Raw genomic sequence first — 13,803 nt, forward strand, 5'->3', positions numbered from 1 at the left:
GGGGAAGGAACGTTTCGATGTGGCCATTCCGGCGAAGAGCGGCGGGCGGGATCGAACGGCTTGAGATCGACCCCGCGCAGGGCGACCCCGAGGCGACCCGGCTGATCGCGGCCGCGAAGCGCGGTGACTGGCAGGCGGCGGCGGAGTTCCTGCGCGACGTCGAGCACCCCGACGACCGGTACTTCTACTGCCGCACCCTCGGCGAGCACGCCGGCGACGGCGCCTGGATCGACGAGTGGATCGACGCGGAGACCGGCAGGGCCAAGGCGACGGCGCTCACGGTCAAGGGGCAGTACGCGATCGACTGGGCGTGGCAGGCCCGCGGCAACGGCATGGCCAAGACGGTCAGCGAAGAGGCGTTCAAGCTGTTCTTCCGGCGGTTGAAGATCGCCGAGGCCTGCCTCGACGACGCCACCGAGCTCGACGCCGACGACCCGACCCCGTGGGCCGGCCTGGTGACCCTCGGCCGGGCCCGCCAGCTGGGTCTGGACGAGACGCGGCGGCGCTTCGACGAGGCGGTCCGGCGGTATCCCTGCCACCGCGACGCGCACTCCCACATGCTGCAGCAGCTGTGCCGCAAGTGGAGCGGCTCGCACGAGCTGATGCACGACTTCGCGGAGTCCTCGGCCGCCGGCGCGCCACCCGGCTCGCCGCTGGGTGTCCTGGTCGCCGACGCACACATCGAGCACTGGCTGGACCTGCCCGAGGGCGAGGACGGCGAATACATGCAGAGCCCCGAGGTCGGCGAGCGGCTGCGGCTGGCCGCGGACCGGTCGGTGCGGCACAACCGCTACGAGCGGCGGCCCGGCTGGGTCACCGGCGACAACGCGTTCGCGATGGCGTTCACGCTCAACGGGGACCGGCCGGCCGCCGCGGAACGCTTCAACGTCCTCGGCGACCGGGTGACCCGCTGGCCGTGGTCGTACCTGGCGACCCCCGACGTGGCCTTCACCAGGGCCCGGCAGAAGGCCCGGGGGTAGGGCTAGGCCCACTGACCCCGGCCGGAAAGACCGGAAGAATGGCCGGCATGAGGGTGAAGGCGTTCGTGCGGGCGGGTGTCACCGCCATCGGCCGGGTGGCCCTGCTCGGGCTGCTGTCACCGCCGGTCAAGCTGGCCCTGCTCGTGCTGTCCGTGGTGTCGCTCGCGCTCACCGTCATCGGGGTCGGGCTGGTGCTCGCGCCGCTGGTGGCGATGCTGGTGCGGGCCTACGCCGACCTGCACCGGCGGGTCGCCCGGGACTGGTCGGGGGTCGAGATCCTCCGGCCGTACCGGCCGCGGCCGGCGGGCGCGTTCGTCGGCAGCCCGCGCCGGTGGCTGTGGCTGGTGAGCGACCCGGCGACCTGGCGGGACCTGCTGTGGCTGCTCGCCGGCGCACCCACCGGGCTGCTGCTGGGCATCGTCGGTCCGGTGCTGCTGGTGTACGGCCTGGAGGGGCTGCTCGGCATCGCGATCATCATCGATGCCGCGACGGGCTGGTACGGCTACGGCGTCACCTGGCCGATCCAGGACGCGCTCGACATCATCAGCGTCCCGCCGCAGGGTGCCCTGGTCACCGCCGGTGCCCTGTACGCCGGGCCGTGGCTGCTGTGGGCCCTGGCGCAGTTCGACCGGTCGCTGCTCGGGCCGACCCGCGGCGCCGCGCTCGCCCAGCGGGTCGACCGGCTCACCGAGACCCGCACCCAGGTCGTCGACGCGCAGGCCGCCGAGCTGCGCCGGATCGAGCGGGACCTGCACGACGGTGCCCAGGCGCGGATCGTGTCGCTCGGCATGAGCCTCGGCATGGCCGAGGACCTCGTCACCCGCGACCCGGCCGCCGCGCAGGCGCTGATCGCCGAGGCGCGGCAGGCCAGCGGCCTCGCCCTGGCCGAGCTGCGGCACCTGGTGCGTGGCATCCACCCGCCGGTCCTCGCCGAACGCGGCCTCGACGGTGGCCTGCGTGCCCTCGCGCTGACCCTGACGATGCCGGTGACCGTCGACGTCGACCTCGACGGCCGGCCGGACGCGCCGGTCGAGTCGGCGGCGTACTTCGCGGTCGCGGAAGCCCTCACCAACGTCGTCAAGCACGCGCACGCGTCGGCGGCCTGGGTATCGTTGACCCACCTCGGCGGCGCGCTCTACATCACCGTCGGCGACGACGGCGCCGGTGGTGCCGTGCTCGACCCGCCGGGCGGTGGCTCCGGGCTGGCCGGTGTCGCCCGCCGGTTGGGGGCGTTCGACGGCAGCCTGCACGTCGACAGCCCGGCCGGCGGTCCCACCGTGCTGACCATGGAGCTGCCGTGCGCGTTGTCATCGCCGAGGACCTCGCCCTCCTCCGCGACGGGCTGATCCGGCTGCTGACCGCCTACGACTTCACGGTCGTCGCGGCCGTCGACACCGGCGACGCGCTGCGGGCCGCGCTGCTGGAGCACCGGCCCGACGTGGCGGTCGTCGACGTGCGGCTGCCCCCGACGTTCACCGACGAGGGGCTGCGGGCCGCGATCGCCGCCCGGGCCGAGGCGCCGGGCCTGCCGGTGCTGGTGCTGTCCCAGCACGTCGAGCAGCTGTACGCCCGGGAGCTGCTCTCCGACCGTCGCGGCGGCGTCGGGTACCTGTTGAAGGACCGGGTCGCCACGGTCGGCGAGTTCGTCGACGCGGTCCGCCGGGTCGCGGGCGGCGGCACCGCCATGGACCCGGAGGTCGTCTCCCAGCTCCTGGCCCGCAGCGCGCCGACGGCGGCGCTCACCCCGCGTGAGCGGGAGGTGCTGGGGCTGATGGCGGAGGGCCGCTCCAACGCCGCGATCGCCGGCCAGCTGTTCGTCACCGACAAGGCGGTGGGCAAGCACATCAACAACATCTTCGCGAAGCTGGGCCTGCCCCCGTCCGAGGACGACAACCGCCGCGTCCTCGCCGTCCTCGCCTATCTGAACGCGTAGACGCCGATCTGAACGCGTAGACAAGAAGGCGGCCGCCCCCGGGGGAAGGGCGACCGCCTTCAGCGTGGGGTTACGCGCCGCCGGCCGTCAGGGTGACGGTCTTCGGGGCGAACGAGGTGCCGTTGACGTCGACGCCGGCGGCCTTCGCCGCGTCGATCGCCTTCTGCATGTAGTCGTTGGTGTAGGCCAGGCCCTCGGGCTTCTTCTTCAGGACCGTGTCACCGACCTGGTTCTTCGTCGTCATCGAGATGGTGACGGTCTGGTTCCAGGCGGCCTCGTCGACCAGGCCGACGCCCTTCTCGGCCGGCCAGACCAGCTTGTTGACCTCGTTCATCTGCCACAGCTGGTGGCTCTTGCCGAGCTTGGAGCCCTTCGCCACGACCATGTCGCGGCACTCCTCGGGCTTGTCCCGGCAGTACGCCCAGCCCTTGATGGTCGCGGTGAGGAACTTGACCGTCTGGTCCTGATACGCCTTGTCGTTGAGCTTGCTGGTGTTGGCCCAGACCGCGTCCTGCAGCATCGAGCTGCCGACGGTCTTCCAGTCGATGATGCTGAAGTCCTCAGGCTTGTACAGCGCGCCGGTGGCCGGGTTCGTGGCCTCGAGCAGCTGCGCGTACTCGTTGTAGGACATGGCCTGCGCGACGTCGATCTCCTTCTTCAGCAGCGCCTGCATGTCGAACTGCTGCTGCACGAGGGTGACGTCCTTGCCGGGGTCGAGCCCGGCCTTGGTCATGCCGGCGAAGAGCTCGAACTCGTTGCCGAAGCCCCAGTTGCCGACCTTCTTGCCCTTGAAGTCCGCCGGGGACTTGATGCCGCTGCTGGCGAACGCGACCTGGTAGGTGCCGGAGCGGGCGAAGATCTGCCCGACGTCGGTGATGCCGGCGCCCTGCTCCCGCGAGGCGAGGGCCTTGGGCACCCACGCGACGGCGTAGTCGGCCTTGCCGGTGGCGAGGACGGTCTGCGGCACGATGTCGACGCCGCCCTCGATGAGCTGGACGTCGAGGCCCTGCTCCTTGTAGAAGCCCTTGTCGACGGCGGCGATGTAGCCGGCGAACTGGGCCTGGAAGAACCACTGCAGCTGCAGCTTCACGGTGGTGACGCCGCCGGCGCCGGTGGTGGTCGTTGTCGGTGTGTCGGCGGTGCCGCAGCCGGCGAGCGCGAGGCTCGCGACGGCGACGCCGATGGTGAGGGACCTGATCCGCATGGGCACTCCTCAGAGATGTTTCCAGGGGGTTGCGAGACGCTCCAGCAGGAGCGTGGTCAGGTAGAAGACGAGGCCGAGGGCGCAGGCGCCGACCACGAACGCCCACGCTCGGGGATACGCGGTGAACGCGGCGGCGGAGGTGATCCGCGCCCCCAGCCCGTCCTGCAGGCCGCCGAAGTACTCGGCGACGACCGCGGCGATGACGGCGAGCGACGACGCCTGCCGCAGGCCGGTGAACACGTAGGGCAGCGCGCCCGGCAGGCGCACGAGCCGGGCGAACGTCCAGCTGCCCGCCGCGTAGCTGGCCATCAGTTCGCGGTGGGTGGGGTCGACCTCCCGCAGGCCGCGCAGCGTGTTGATGAAGACCGGGAAGAACGCGATGATGCCGGCCACGACCCGCCGGGGCAGGCTGCTGGTGGAGTCGAACATGTTGTTGAGGATCGGGGCGAGCGCGATGATCGGCAGCGCGTTGACGACCGCGGCGTAGGGCACCGCGACGTCGCTGAGCAGCTTCGACCGGCTGGTGGCGAGGGCCGCGAGGACCGCGACGACGGTGCCGCCGATGAGCCCGACGAGCGCGTTGGCGCCGCTGGCGAGGGCCGCGTCGACGACGTTGTCGCGCTGCTCGACCAGTTGTGCCCAGATCGCCGACGGCGCCGGCAGGATGAACGGCGCGATCCGCCCGGCGGTGACGATGAGCTCCCACAGCGCGATCGCGAGGACACCGACCAGCACCGGGGGCAGGATCGACCGGACGTATTTCATGCCGCCACCTCCGCTGCGCTCCGGCGCCGGCCAGACCTGTCACATGGTGAGCGGCCCGAGCCGCTTCGCTGGCCGCTCACGCCCGCAGCGCTTTCCGCACCGCGGTGACGTGTTCGAAGTAGGCCGGGGACTGCCGGGCCGCCTCGTCGCGGCCAGGCAGGTCGATGTCGATCGTCGCGGTGATCCGGCCGGGACGGGCCGACATCACGACGACCTTGTCGGACAGGAACACCGCCTCGGAGATCGAGTGCGTGACGAACACCGTGCTGGTGCCGGTCTTGGCGCAGATCTGCAGCAGCTCGCCCTGCAACCGCTCCCTCGTCATCTCGTCAAGGGCACCGAACGGTTCGTCCATCAGCAGCAGCGGCGGGTGTACCGCCAGGGCCCGGGCGATCGCCACACGCTGCTGCATCCCGCCGGACAGTTGCGCCGGATAGTGCCCCGCGAAGTCGGCCAGGCCGACCAGCGCCAGCATCTCCTCGGCCTTCTCCTTGCGGGCGGCGCGAGGCAGCTTGCGCAGTTCCAGGGGCAGCTCGACGTTGCGGCGCACGGTCCGCCACTCGAACAGGCCGGCCTGCTGGAAGGCGATGCCGTATTCCTGGTCGCGGCGGGCCTGCGCGGCCGGTTTCCCGGCGACGGTGACGGTGCCCGAGGTAGGGTCGATGAGGTCGGCGACGAGCCGCAGCAGGGTGCTCTTGCCACACCCCGACGGCCCGATCAGCGACACGAACTGTCCACTGTCGACGGTGAGGTCCACGTCGGACAGTGCGGTCACCTCGTCGGGGCGGCCCGCGTTGAACACCTTGCTGACACCGGCGATCGACACCGCGGTCATACGACGTTCACCTCGACCCTACGGCGATGACGCATGAGGGGGAGCTCGAGCAGGCTGACGACGCCGGCGACGACGAGGCCGAGGACGGCGGCGCCGAGCATGGCGGTGTAGACCTTCGCGGGGTCAGAGGTGGCCTCCCGGGAGTACTCGATGACGAGCCGGCCGATCCCGCCCCGGGTGCCGGTGGAGATCTCGCCGACGACCGCGCCGACGACCGCGGCCGCGCCGGCGAGGCGCAGCGCGGGGAACAGGAACGGCAGCGCGGCGGGCAGCCGCAGCTTGCCGTAGGTGCGCCACCAGCCGGCCGCGTAGGAGCGCATCAGCTCCACCCCCGCGGCGGTCGGTGACTGCAGGCCGCGCAGCAGCCCGACGGCGACGGGGAAGAACGCGAGGTAGGCGGCGATGACCGCGACCGTCATCCAGTCCTGCCACGGGTAGGGTCCGAACGACAATGCCCCGCTCCAACCGGCGACGAGTGGGGCGAGGGCGACGAGCGGCACCGTCTGCGACAGCACCACGTAGGGCAGCAGGCCGCGTTCGACGACCCGGAACCGAGACATGAGGGTCGCCAGGACGAAGCCGATGGCCGTACCGACGACGAAACCGACGGCCGTGACACCCAAGGTGAACAGGCACGCGTCGAACACCACCTGCCACACGGGCCGGCCGCCGGTGAGCTCCGGCTTGCCGAGCCGCTGCGCGACCGTCCACAGGTGCGGCATCGACAGGTCGTCGGCGCGGGGCAGGACCTTCACCCCGAGGACCGCGGTGCCCTCGGGGTTGCCGACCGCCTTGTACCCCTCCCACAACAGGGCGAAGACGATCAACCCACCGAGGGCACCAACGATCCGTTTCATCGGGTGACGGCCGGGATGATGTGCTCGCCGTACGCCCGCAACGTCGACTCCTTGGCGTCGTGCTGCAGGTACACGGCGAACTGGTCGACGCCGAGGTCCTTGAGCTCGGCGAGGCGCTTCAGGTGCTCCTCGACCGGGCCGAGAATGCAGAACCGGTCGACGATCTCGTCGGGCACGAAGTCGGTGTGCGTGTTGCCGGCCCGGCCGTGCTCGGCGTAGTCGTAACCCTTGCGGCCCTTGATGTAGTCGGTCAGGACGGTCGGGACCGCGCCGTCGCTGCCGTACCGTTCGACGATGTCGGCGATGTGGTTGCCGACCATCCCGCCGAACCACCGGGTCTGCTCCCGCTGGTGCGCCACGTCGTCACCCACGTACGCGGGCGCGGCGACGCAGAACTTGATCGCGGCCGGGTCGCGGCCCGCCTTCTCCGCCGCGTCCCGGACCGCCTTGATCATCCAGGCGGCGATGTCGGGGTCGGCGAGCTGCAGGATGTAGCCGTCGCCGACCTCGCCGGTCAGTGCCAGGGCCTTCGGCCCGTACGCGGCCACCCACACCTCGAGGCGGCTGTCCGGGGCCCACGCGAACTGCAGGTCCTTCTCCCGCAGGCGGACCGGCCGGCCGTTGCCGAGCTCCCGGACCACCTGCACGCACTCGCGCAGCTCGGCGAGGGTCTGCGGCCGGGATCCGAGGACCCGGACCGCGGAGTCGCCGCGGCCGATGCCGCAGATGGTCCGGTTGCCGTACATCTCGTTGAGGGTGGCGAACAACGACGCCGTGACGGTCCAGTCACGGGTGCCCGGGTTCGTGACCATCGGCCCGACGATCACCCGTTCGGTGTCGGCGAGGATCTTGCTGTAGATGACGAACGGCTCCTGCCACAGCACGTGCGAGTCGAACGTCCACACGTGACTGAACCCGGCCGCCTCGGCCTGCTTCGCCAGCTCGACGGTCTGCGTCGCGGGCGGGTCGCACTGCAGCACCACGCCAATGTCCATTGTGGTCACCGCCTTTCGTTCAGTGTGGCCACCGCAGCTTCGTTCATGTGGCTACCGCACCTTCGGGAAGCCCAGGTCGACCTCGGACGTGGCCGGGTCGGGCCAGCGGGAGGTGACGACCTTGCTGCGGGTGTAGAACTGGATCCCTTCGGGGCCGTACATGTGCAGGTCGCCGAAGAGCGAGGACTTCCAGCCGCCGAAGCTGTAGTACGCGACGGGGACGGGCACCGGCACGTTGACGCCGACCATGCCGCAGACGACGTCGTACTGGAACTGCCGGGCGGCGCCGCCGTCGCGGGTGAAGATGGCGGTGCCGTTGCCGTACTCGTTGTCGTTCACGAGCTTCAGGGCCTCGTCGTAGCTGTCTGTTCTTACGACGGACAGGACAGGACCGAAGATCTCGTCCTTGTACAGCGCCTCGTCGGTGCTGACCTTGTCCACCAGTGACGCGCCGAGGAAGAAGCCCGGGCCACTGCTGACCGGCGCGTCGCGACCGTCGACGACGACTTCCCCTTCGGTGTTCTGCAGGTAGCCGGCGACCTTGTCGCGGTGCTCGCGGGTGATGAGCGGGCCCATCTCCGCGGACGGGTCGCTGGCCGGGCCGACCGCGATCCGGCCGATCCGTTCGCTGATCGCCGCGACGAGCGGGTCGGCGACGGAACCGACGGCGACGACGACGGAGATCGCCATGCACCGCTCCCCCGCCGAGCCGTAGCCGGCGGACACGGCCGCGTCGGCGGCGGCGTTGATGTCGGCGTCCGGCAGCACCACCATGTGGTTCTTCGCGCCGCCGAGTGCCTGGACCCGCTTGCCCGCCTTCGTGCCGGCCTCGTAGACCGCCTTGGCGATCGGGGTCGAGCCGACAAAGCTCAACGCCTGCACGTCGGGGTGGTTGATGAGCGTCTCGACGGCCACCCGGTCGCCCTGCACGACGTTGAACACGCCGTCGGGCAGGCCCGCCTGCCGCAGCAGGTCGGCGAGGAGCAGCGAGACCGACGGGTCCTTCTCGCTCGGTTTGAGCACGAACGTGTTGCCGCAGACGAGCGCGTTGGCGAACATCCACATCGGCACCATCGCCGGGAAGTTGAACGGGGTGATCCCGGCGACGACACCGAGCGGCTGGCGAATCGAGTACACGTCGACGCCGCTGGACGCCTGTTCGCTGTAGCCGCCCTTGAGCAGGTGCGGGGCGCCGGTGGCGAACTCGATGTTCTCCAGGCCGCGGGCCAGCTCACCGCCCGCGTCGGCTTCCGTCTTGCCGTGCTCCTTGCTGACCAGCGACGCGATCTCCTTGCGGTTCGCGTCGACGAGCTCCCGGAAGCGGAACATCACCTCGGCGCGGCGGGACAGCGAGGCCGCCCGCCAGGCCGGAAAGCTTTTGAGGGCGCTGGCGACCGCCTTGTCGGTCTCCTCCTTCGTCGCGGCGACCACGTATGCCTGCTGCTCGCCGGTCGCCGGGTCCCAGACCGGCAACTGACGGCCGCTGGTGCCGCTGACCGCGGCACCGTCGAGCCAATGCTTGATCTCACGCATGATGTGTTGCCTCTTCAGATCAGGTAGTCGGAGAGTCCGCGGCGGACGAACTGCCCATGGCCCTTGGCGCCGTGATACGCGCCGTCCTTCACCAGGATCCGGCCGCGGGAGATGACGGTGTCGACCTTCCCGGCGATCTCGTAGCCTTCCCAGGCGGAGTGGTCCATGTTCATGTGGTGCGTCTCGACGCCGATGCGGGTGCGGGCCGCCGGGTCGTAGAGGACGATGTCGGCGTCGGAGCCGGGCGCGATGATGCCCTTCTTCGGGTACAGGCCGAACATCCGCGCGGGCGTGGTGGCGATCGTCTCCACCCACCGGCCGAGGCTGAGCTTGCCGTCGACGACCCCCTGGTACAGCAGGTCGACGCGGTGCTCGACGCTGCCGATGCCGTTGGGGATCTTCGAGAAGTCGCCGATGCCGAGCTCCTTCTGGTCCTTGAAGCAGAAGGGGCAGTGGTCGGTGGACACGACCGACAGGTCGTTGCTGCGCAGGCCCTTCCACAGGTCGGCGCGGTGCGTCTCGTGCTTGCTGCGCAGCGGCGTCGAGCAGACCCATTTGGCGCCCTCGAAGCCGGGCGCGCCGAGCTGGTCCTCGAGCGTCAGGTACAGGTACTGCGGGCAGGTCTCGGCGAACACGTTGCGGCCGAGATCCCGGGCTGCGGCGACCTGCTCCAGGGCCTTGCTCGCGGACAGGTGCACGATGTAGAGCGGGCAGTCGGCGGCGACGCCGGCCAGCCAGATGGCGCGGCTGGTGGCCTCCGCCTCCAGGGCCTCGGGACGGGTGAGGCCGTGGTGGATCGGGTCGGTCTCACCCCGCTCCAGGGCCTGCTTGACGAGCACGTCGATGGCCGGCCCGTTCTCCGCGTGCATCATGATCATGGCGCCGTTGTCGCGGGCCTTCTGCATCGCGCGCAGGATCTGGCCGTCGTCGCTGTAGAAGACGCCCGGATACGCCATGAACAGCTTGAAGCTCGTGATCCCCTCGTCGGTGACGAGGGTGTCCATGGCCTTGAGCGACTCGTCGTCGACCCCGCCGAGGATCATGTGGAACGCGTAGTCGACGTGACAGTTGCCGTCCGCCTTGCCGTGCCACGCGGCGAGCCCGTCCTGCACCACCTCACCGGTGCGCTGCACGGCGAAGTCGATGATGGTCGTCGTGCCGCCCCAGGCGGCGGCGCGGGTGCCGGTGTCGAACGTGTCGCTGGCGAACGTGCCGCCGAACGGCAGCTCCATGTGCGTGTGCGCGTCGACGCCGCCGGGGATGACGTACTTGCCGGTCGCGTCGATCGTCTCGAAGTCGCCCTCCTGCGGCCCCTGATCGGGCGCGAAGATCGCCGCCACCTGCTCCCCGACGACGAGCACATCCGCCGGGTACGGACCTGTGGGACCCACGACGGTCCCGCCCTTGATCAGGATCACGGCTGCACCAGGTCCCCGTACGCGTCCGGGCGCCGGTCCCGGTAGAACTGCCATCGATCCCGCACCTCGGCGAGGAGGCCCAGGTCCAGGTCGCGGACGATGAGCTCGGGGTTGTGCGCGTCGCCGACCTCGCCGACGAACTTGCCCTCGGGGTCGACGAAGTAGCTCGTGCCGTAGAAGTCGTTGTCGCCGAGGTCCTCGATGCCGGTGCGGTTGATCGCGCCGATGAAGTACTCGTTGGCCACGGCGCTGGCCGGCTGCTCCAGCTGCCACAGGTACGCCGACAGGCCGCGGCTGGTCGCCGAGGGGTTGAACACGATCTGCGCGCCGTTGAGGCCGAGCGCCCGCCAGCCCTCCGGGAAGTGCCGGTCGTAGCAGATGTAGACGCCGACCTTGCCGACCGCCGTGTCGAAGACGGGGTAGCCGAGGTTTCCGGGGCGGAAGTAGAACTTCTCCCAGAAGCCCTTGACCTGTGGGATGTGGTTCTTGCGGTACTTGCCGAGATACCGGCCGTCCGCGTCCACGACGGCGGCGGTGTTGTACAGGACGCCGGGCTGCTCCTGCTCGTACATCGGCAGCACCATCACCATGCCGAGCTCGGCGGCCAGGGCCTGGAAGCGCTCGGTGGTGGGGCCGGGGATGGATTCGGCGTACTCGTAGTAGGCCTTGTCCTGCACCTGGCAGAAGTACGGCCCGTAGAACAGCTCCTGGAAGCAGATCACCTTCGCGCCCTGCGCGGCGGCCTGCCGCGCGTAATCCTCGTGCGCCTTGATCATCGATTCCTTGTCGCCCGTCCAGCTGGTCTGGACGATGGCGGCCCGGATGACATCTGCCATGGCTGCCCCTCTCTGGGCTTTTGGCGGTGTTGGGCTTCTACGGCGCTGACCTTGTGCGGGTTCGGATGCCGTAGGACACTAACGACACAAATCTAGGCGGACAATGGTCCAAGCGTTACAGAATGTTTCGGAGATGTAATTTGCTCGCGCTCATCGCCGGGGCGGTCGACGACCGCAGCGCCCGCGGAATCGCCGCTGCCGTCAGCCGCCTGGTGACGGCCGGGACGCTGCCCGCGGGGACGCGCCTGCCGACCGTGCGGGACGTCGCGCGCGAGCTCGGGATCAGCCCCACCACCGTGTCCGAGGCGTGGCGCAGCCTGGCCCGCGCCGGCGCGATCCAGACCCGGGGCCGCTCCGGCACATTCGTCGCCACGCCGTCCCTACCCCGCCAGCGCCTGCGGTATGCGCAGCTCGGCGGTCGCGTGGGTGAGCTCGGCGCGGGCCTCGTCCACGACTATTCGACCGGCGTGCCCGACTACGACCTGCTGCCGTCGCTCACTTCCGCTTTGCGCCGGATCGGCGACGCGCGGCTGACCACCAGCTACCTCGACGGGGCCGTGCTGCCGTCACTGGAGAGCGTGCTGCGGGCCCGCTGGCCGTTCCCGCCCGACCAGCTCACGGTCGTGGACGGTGCCATGGACGCGCTCGACCGGATCACCGGCTGCGTGGTCCGCTTCGGCGACCACGTCCTCGTCGAGAACCCGGCGTTCCCGCCGATGCTGGACCTCCTCGAAGCGGTCGGCGCCACGGTCGTCGGGGTCGCCATCGACGAGCACGGGATGCGTCCCGACGCTCTATCCGCCGCTTTGACGACCTGCGAGCCCGTCGCGGTGTACCTGCAACCGCGCGCCCACAACCCGACCGGCGCGAGCATGACCCAGGCCCGTGCCGACAAGCTCGCCCGGGTCCTGGCCCGCCACCCCGCGGTGACGGTCATCGAGGACGACCACGCCGGCGACATCGCCACCGCGGCGCCGGTCAGCCTGGGCCGCCGCCTGCCCGACCGGACCGTGCACGTGCTGAGCTTCTCCAAGAGCCACGGCCCCGACCTGCGCCTCGCCGCGATCGGCGGGCCCGCCGACGTGGTCACCGCCGTCACCGACCGCCGCCTGCTCGGCCCCGGCTGGTCCAGCCGCCTGCTGCAGGCCGTGCTCGTCGAGCTCCTCACCGATCCGTCCACAGTGGACCAGATCACGCACGCCCGGGACGAGTACGCCCGCCGCCGCACCCTGCTCCTCGACGCCCTCGACGCGCGCGGCGTGACCGCGACCGCCGGCGACGGGATCAACCTCTGGATGGCGGTGGCCAACCAGCAGGTGGCGATGTTGACCCTGGCCGCGCACGGGATCGCGGTCGCACCCGGCGCCCCGTTCGAGGTCAGCCACCTCGACAGCGACCACGTCCGCATCACCGCCGGTCTGGTCCGCGACGGCTTCGACGACCTCGCCGACATCCTCGCCGAGGCCGCCGGCGCCGCGACCCGCGGCAGCGGCCCCCGCACCGCCAACCACCCCCGCGGCTGGCGCTGAGCTCTGCTCTAATCAGCGCATGCTGAGCCTGCCCGCGCCAGGATCCCCGTTCCACCGCCTCGCTCGCACCGCCACGCACCGCTGGTGGCGACCGATCGCCGGCACGGTCGCCCTGGCCATCCTGGCGGCCATCGGCTTCGGCGTCCTCGTCCTGCTCGACGCCCACGCCGGCGACCTCTTCGACCGGCTGCCCGACACCACCTTCGCGTGGCTGTTCGTTCTGGTGGCCGGCCTGCTGCTGCCGGCGACGCGGCTGGTCACCCGCGACGCTCAGGCCCGCCCGCCGGGCACGCTCGCCTCGGTGGCCGGCCGGATCCGGTGGCGCTGGCTCGCCGCGTGCCTTCCGGTGGCGGCGGCGGCGCTGGTCGTGCAGACCGTCGCGGGAGAGCTCCTCGCCGAGGCGATCGGCGACGGTGACAACGGTCCGCCCGTCGGTGCCGGCGCGTTCGTGCTCACCTTCCTGGCCTTCTTCCCGCCCACCCTGCTGCTGGCCGCCGCCCTGGAGTACGTGCACCGGGGCTGGCTGCTGCAGGCCGCCGGCGCGTTCGGCGGCGGGCCCTGGCCGGCGATCGTGCTCCCGGCGCTCCTTTACGCCGCCCTGCTCGGCACGAGCGGGCCGTGGGAATTCGCGGACTGGCTCGTCACCGGCGCGGTGCTGGGCTGGCTGGCGGTCCGCACCGGCGGCCTGGAGTCGGGGATCGCCCTGATGGCGTGCCTCTACGTGACCGGTCTCGGCTACGACGCGTGGTACGGCTGGCTCACCTACTCCGGACCCTACGACGACACCCCGTGGCAGAACGTCGTGGTGAACGTGGTCGTGCCCCTCGCCTACGCCGCGGTCATCGCCCGGCTCGCGCGCCGGCGTGGCATCGCCGCGATCACCCCCGCGCCGGCACCCGCGGCGGCGCCGGCACCCGT

General features: G+C 71.0%; 13 protein-coding genes. 5 read left to right on the plus strand and 8 right to left on the minus strand.

The window, feature by feature from the left end:
• The first annotated feature begins 17 nt into the window (after nucleotides 1–17).
• From Dsi01nite_RS45855 to Dsi01nite_RS45865, 3 genes are read left to right on the plus strand one after another with little or no spacing between them, the layout of a single operon-like run.
• On the plus strand, nucleotides 18–980 hold the full coding sequence (locus Dsi01nite_RS45855) for a hypothetical protein (RefSeq protein WP_203852764.1): 963 nt from the start codon (nucleotides 18–20) through the stop codon (nucleotides 978–980).
• A 47-nt stretch (nucleotides 981–1,027) separates the two neighbouring features.
• On the plus strand, nucleotides 1,028–2,326 hold the full coding sequence (locus tag Dsi01nite_RS45860) for a sensor histidine kinase (RefSeq protein ID WP_203852765.1): 1,299 nt from the start codon (nucleotides 1,028–1,030) through the stop codon (nucleotides 2,324–2,326).
• Nucleotides 2,278–2,913 carry a LuxR C-terminal-related transcriptional regulator gene (locus Dsi01nite_RS45865; protein ID WP_203852766.1) on the plus strand — a complete coding sequence of 212 codons (636 nt, stop codon included), beginning with the start codon at nucleotides 2,278–2,280 and terminating at the stop codon, nucleotides 2,911–2,913. The genes Dsi01nite_RS45860 and Dsi01nite_RS45865 overlap by 49 nt, the downstream gene beginning before the upstream one ends.
• A 70-nt stretch (nucleotides 2,914–2,983) precedes the next feature.
• Here the strand turns inward: Dsi01nite_RS45865 and Dsi01nite_RS45870 are convergent, their stop codons facing one another.
• The 8 genes from Dsi01nite_RS45870 to Dsi01nite_RS45905 all read right to left on the minus strand — a co-directional run bounded on the left by Dsi01nite_RS45870 (nucleotide 2,984) and on the right by Dsi01nite_RS45905 (nucleotide 11,356).
• The gene (locus Dsi01nite_RS45870) at nucleotides 2,984–4,117 is read right to left on the minus strand and encodes an ABC transporter substrate-binding protein (protein ID WP_203852767.1); all 1,134 of its coding nucleotides are present in this window, start codon (nucleotides 4,115–4,117) and stop codon (nucleotides 2,984–2,986) included.
• A gap of 9 nt (nucleotides 4,118–4,126) precedes the next feature.
• A complete protein-coding gene (locus tag Dsi01nite_RS45875; protein WP_203852768.1) occupies nucleotides 4,127–4,882 on the minus strand; it encodes an ABC transporter permease in 756 nt (251 codons plus the stop codon).
• Nucleotides 4,883–4,958: 76 nt separating this feature from the next.
• Nucleotides 4,959–5,717, minus strand: a complete 759-nt coding sequence (locus Dsi01nite_RS45880) for an ABC transporter ATP-binding protein (protein ID WP_203852769.1) — start codon at nucleotides 5,715–5,717, stop codon at nucleotides 4,959–4,961.
• On the minus strand, nucleotides 5,714–6,574 hold the full coding sequence (locus tag Dsi01nite_RS45885; protein ID WP_203852770.1) for an ABC transporter permease: 861 nt from the start codon (nucleotides 6,572–6,574) through the stop codon (nucleotides 5,714–5,716). The genes Dsi01nite_RS45880 and Dsi01nite_RS45885 overlap by 4 nt, the downstream gene beginning before the upstream one ends.
• Complete coding sequence (locus Dsi01nite_RS45890; protein WP_203852771.1) at nucleotides 6,571–7,569, minus strand: TIGR03842 family LLM class F420-dependent oxidoreductase; 999 nt, start codon at nucleotides 7,567–7,569, stop codon at nucleotides 6,571–6,573. The genes Dsi01nite_RS45885 and Dsi01nite_RS45890 overlap by 4 nt, the downstream gene beginning before the upstream one ends.
• Before the next feature lie 51 nt (nucleotides 7,570–7,620).
• Complete coding sequence (locus tag Dsi01nite_RS45895) at nucleotides 7,621–9,102, minus strand: CoA-acylating methylmalonate-semialdehyde dehydrogenase (RefSeq protein WP_203852772.1); 1,482 nt, start codon at nucleotides 9,100–9,102, stop codon at nucleotides 7,621–7,623.
• A 14-nt stretch (nucleotides 9,103–9,116) separates the two neighbouring features.
• Entirely contained in the window at nucleotides 9,117–10,520 is a 1,404-nt protein-coding gene (hydA, locus tag Dsi01nite_RS45900) for a dihydropyrimidinase (protein WP_239136721.1), read from the minus strand.
• Nucleotides 10,517–11,356, minus strand: a complete 840-nt coding sequence (locus Dsi01nite_RS45905) for a nitrilase-related carbon-nitrogen hydrolase (RefSeq protein WP_203852774.1) — start codon at nucleotides 11,354–11,356, stop codon at nucleotides 10,517–10,519. Before Dsi01nite_RS45905 ends, hydA begins: the two co-directional genes overlap by 4 nt.
• 140 nt (nucleotides 11,357–11,496) lie before the next feature.
• Here Dsi01nite_RS45905 and Dsi01nite_RS45910 point away from each other — a divergent pair, with 140 nt between their 5' ends.
• Nucleotides 11,497–12,885 carry an aminotransferase-like domain-containing protein gene (locus Dsi01nite_RS45910; protein ID WP_203852775.1) on the plus strand — a complete coding sequence of 463 codons (1,389 nt, stop codon included), beginning with the start codon at nucleotides 11,497–11,499 and terminating at the stop codon, nucleotides 12,883–12,885.
• Between the two features lie 19 nt (nucleotides 12,886–12,904).
• Nucleotides 12,905–13,803: CPBP family glutamic-type intramembrane protease (locus tag Dsi01nite_RS45915; protein WP_203852776.1), on the plus strand; the 899-nt coding region annotated here is incomplete at its 3' end.

The organism is Dactylosporangium siamense (assembly GCF_016862795.1).
GTDB lineage: Bacteria > Actinomycetota > Actinomycetes > Mycobacteriales > Micromonosporaceae > Dactylosporangium > Dactylosporangium siamense.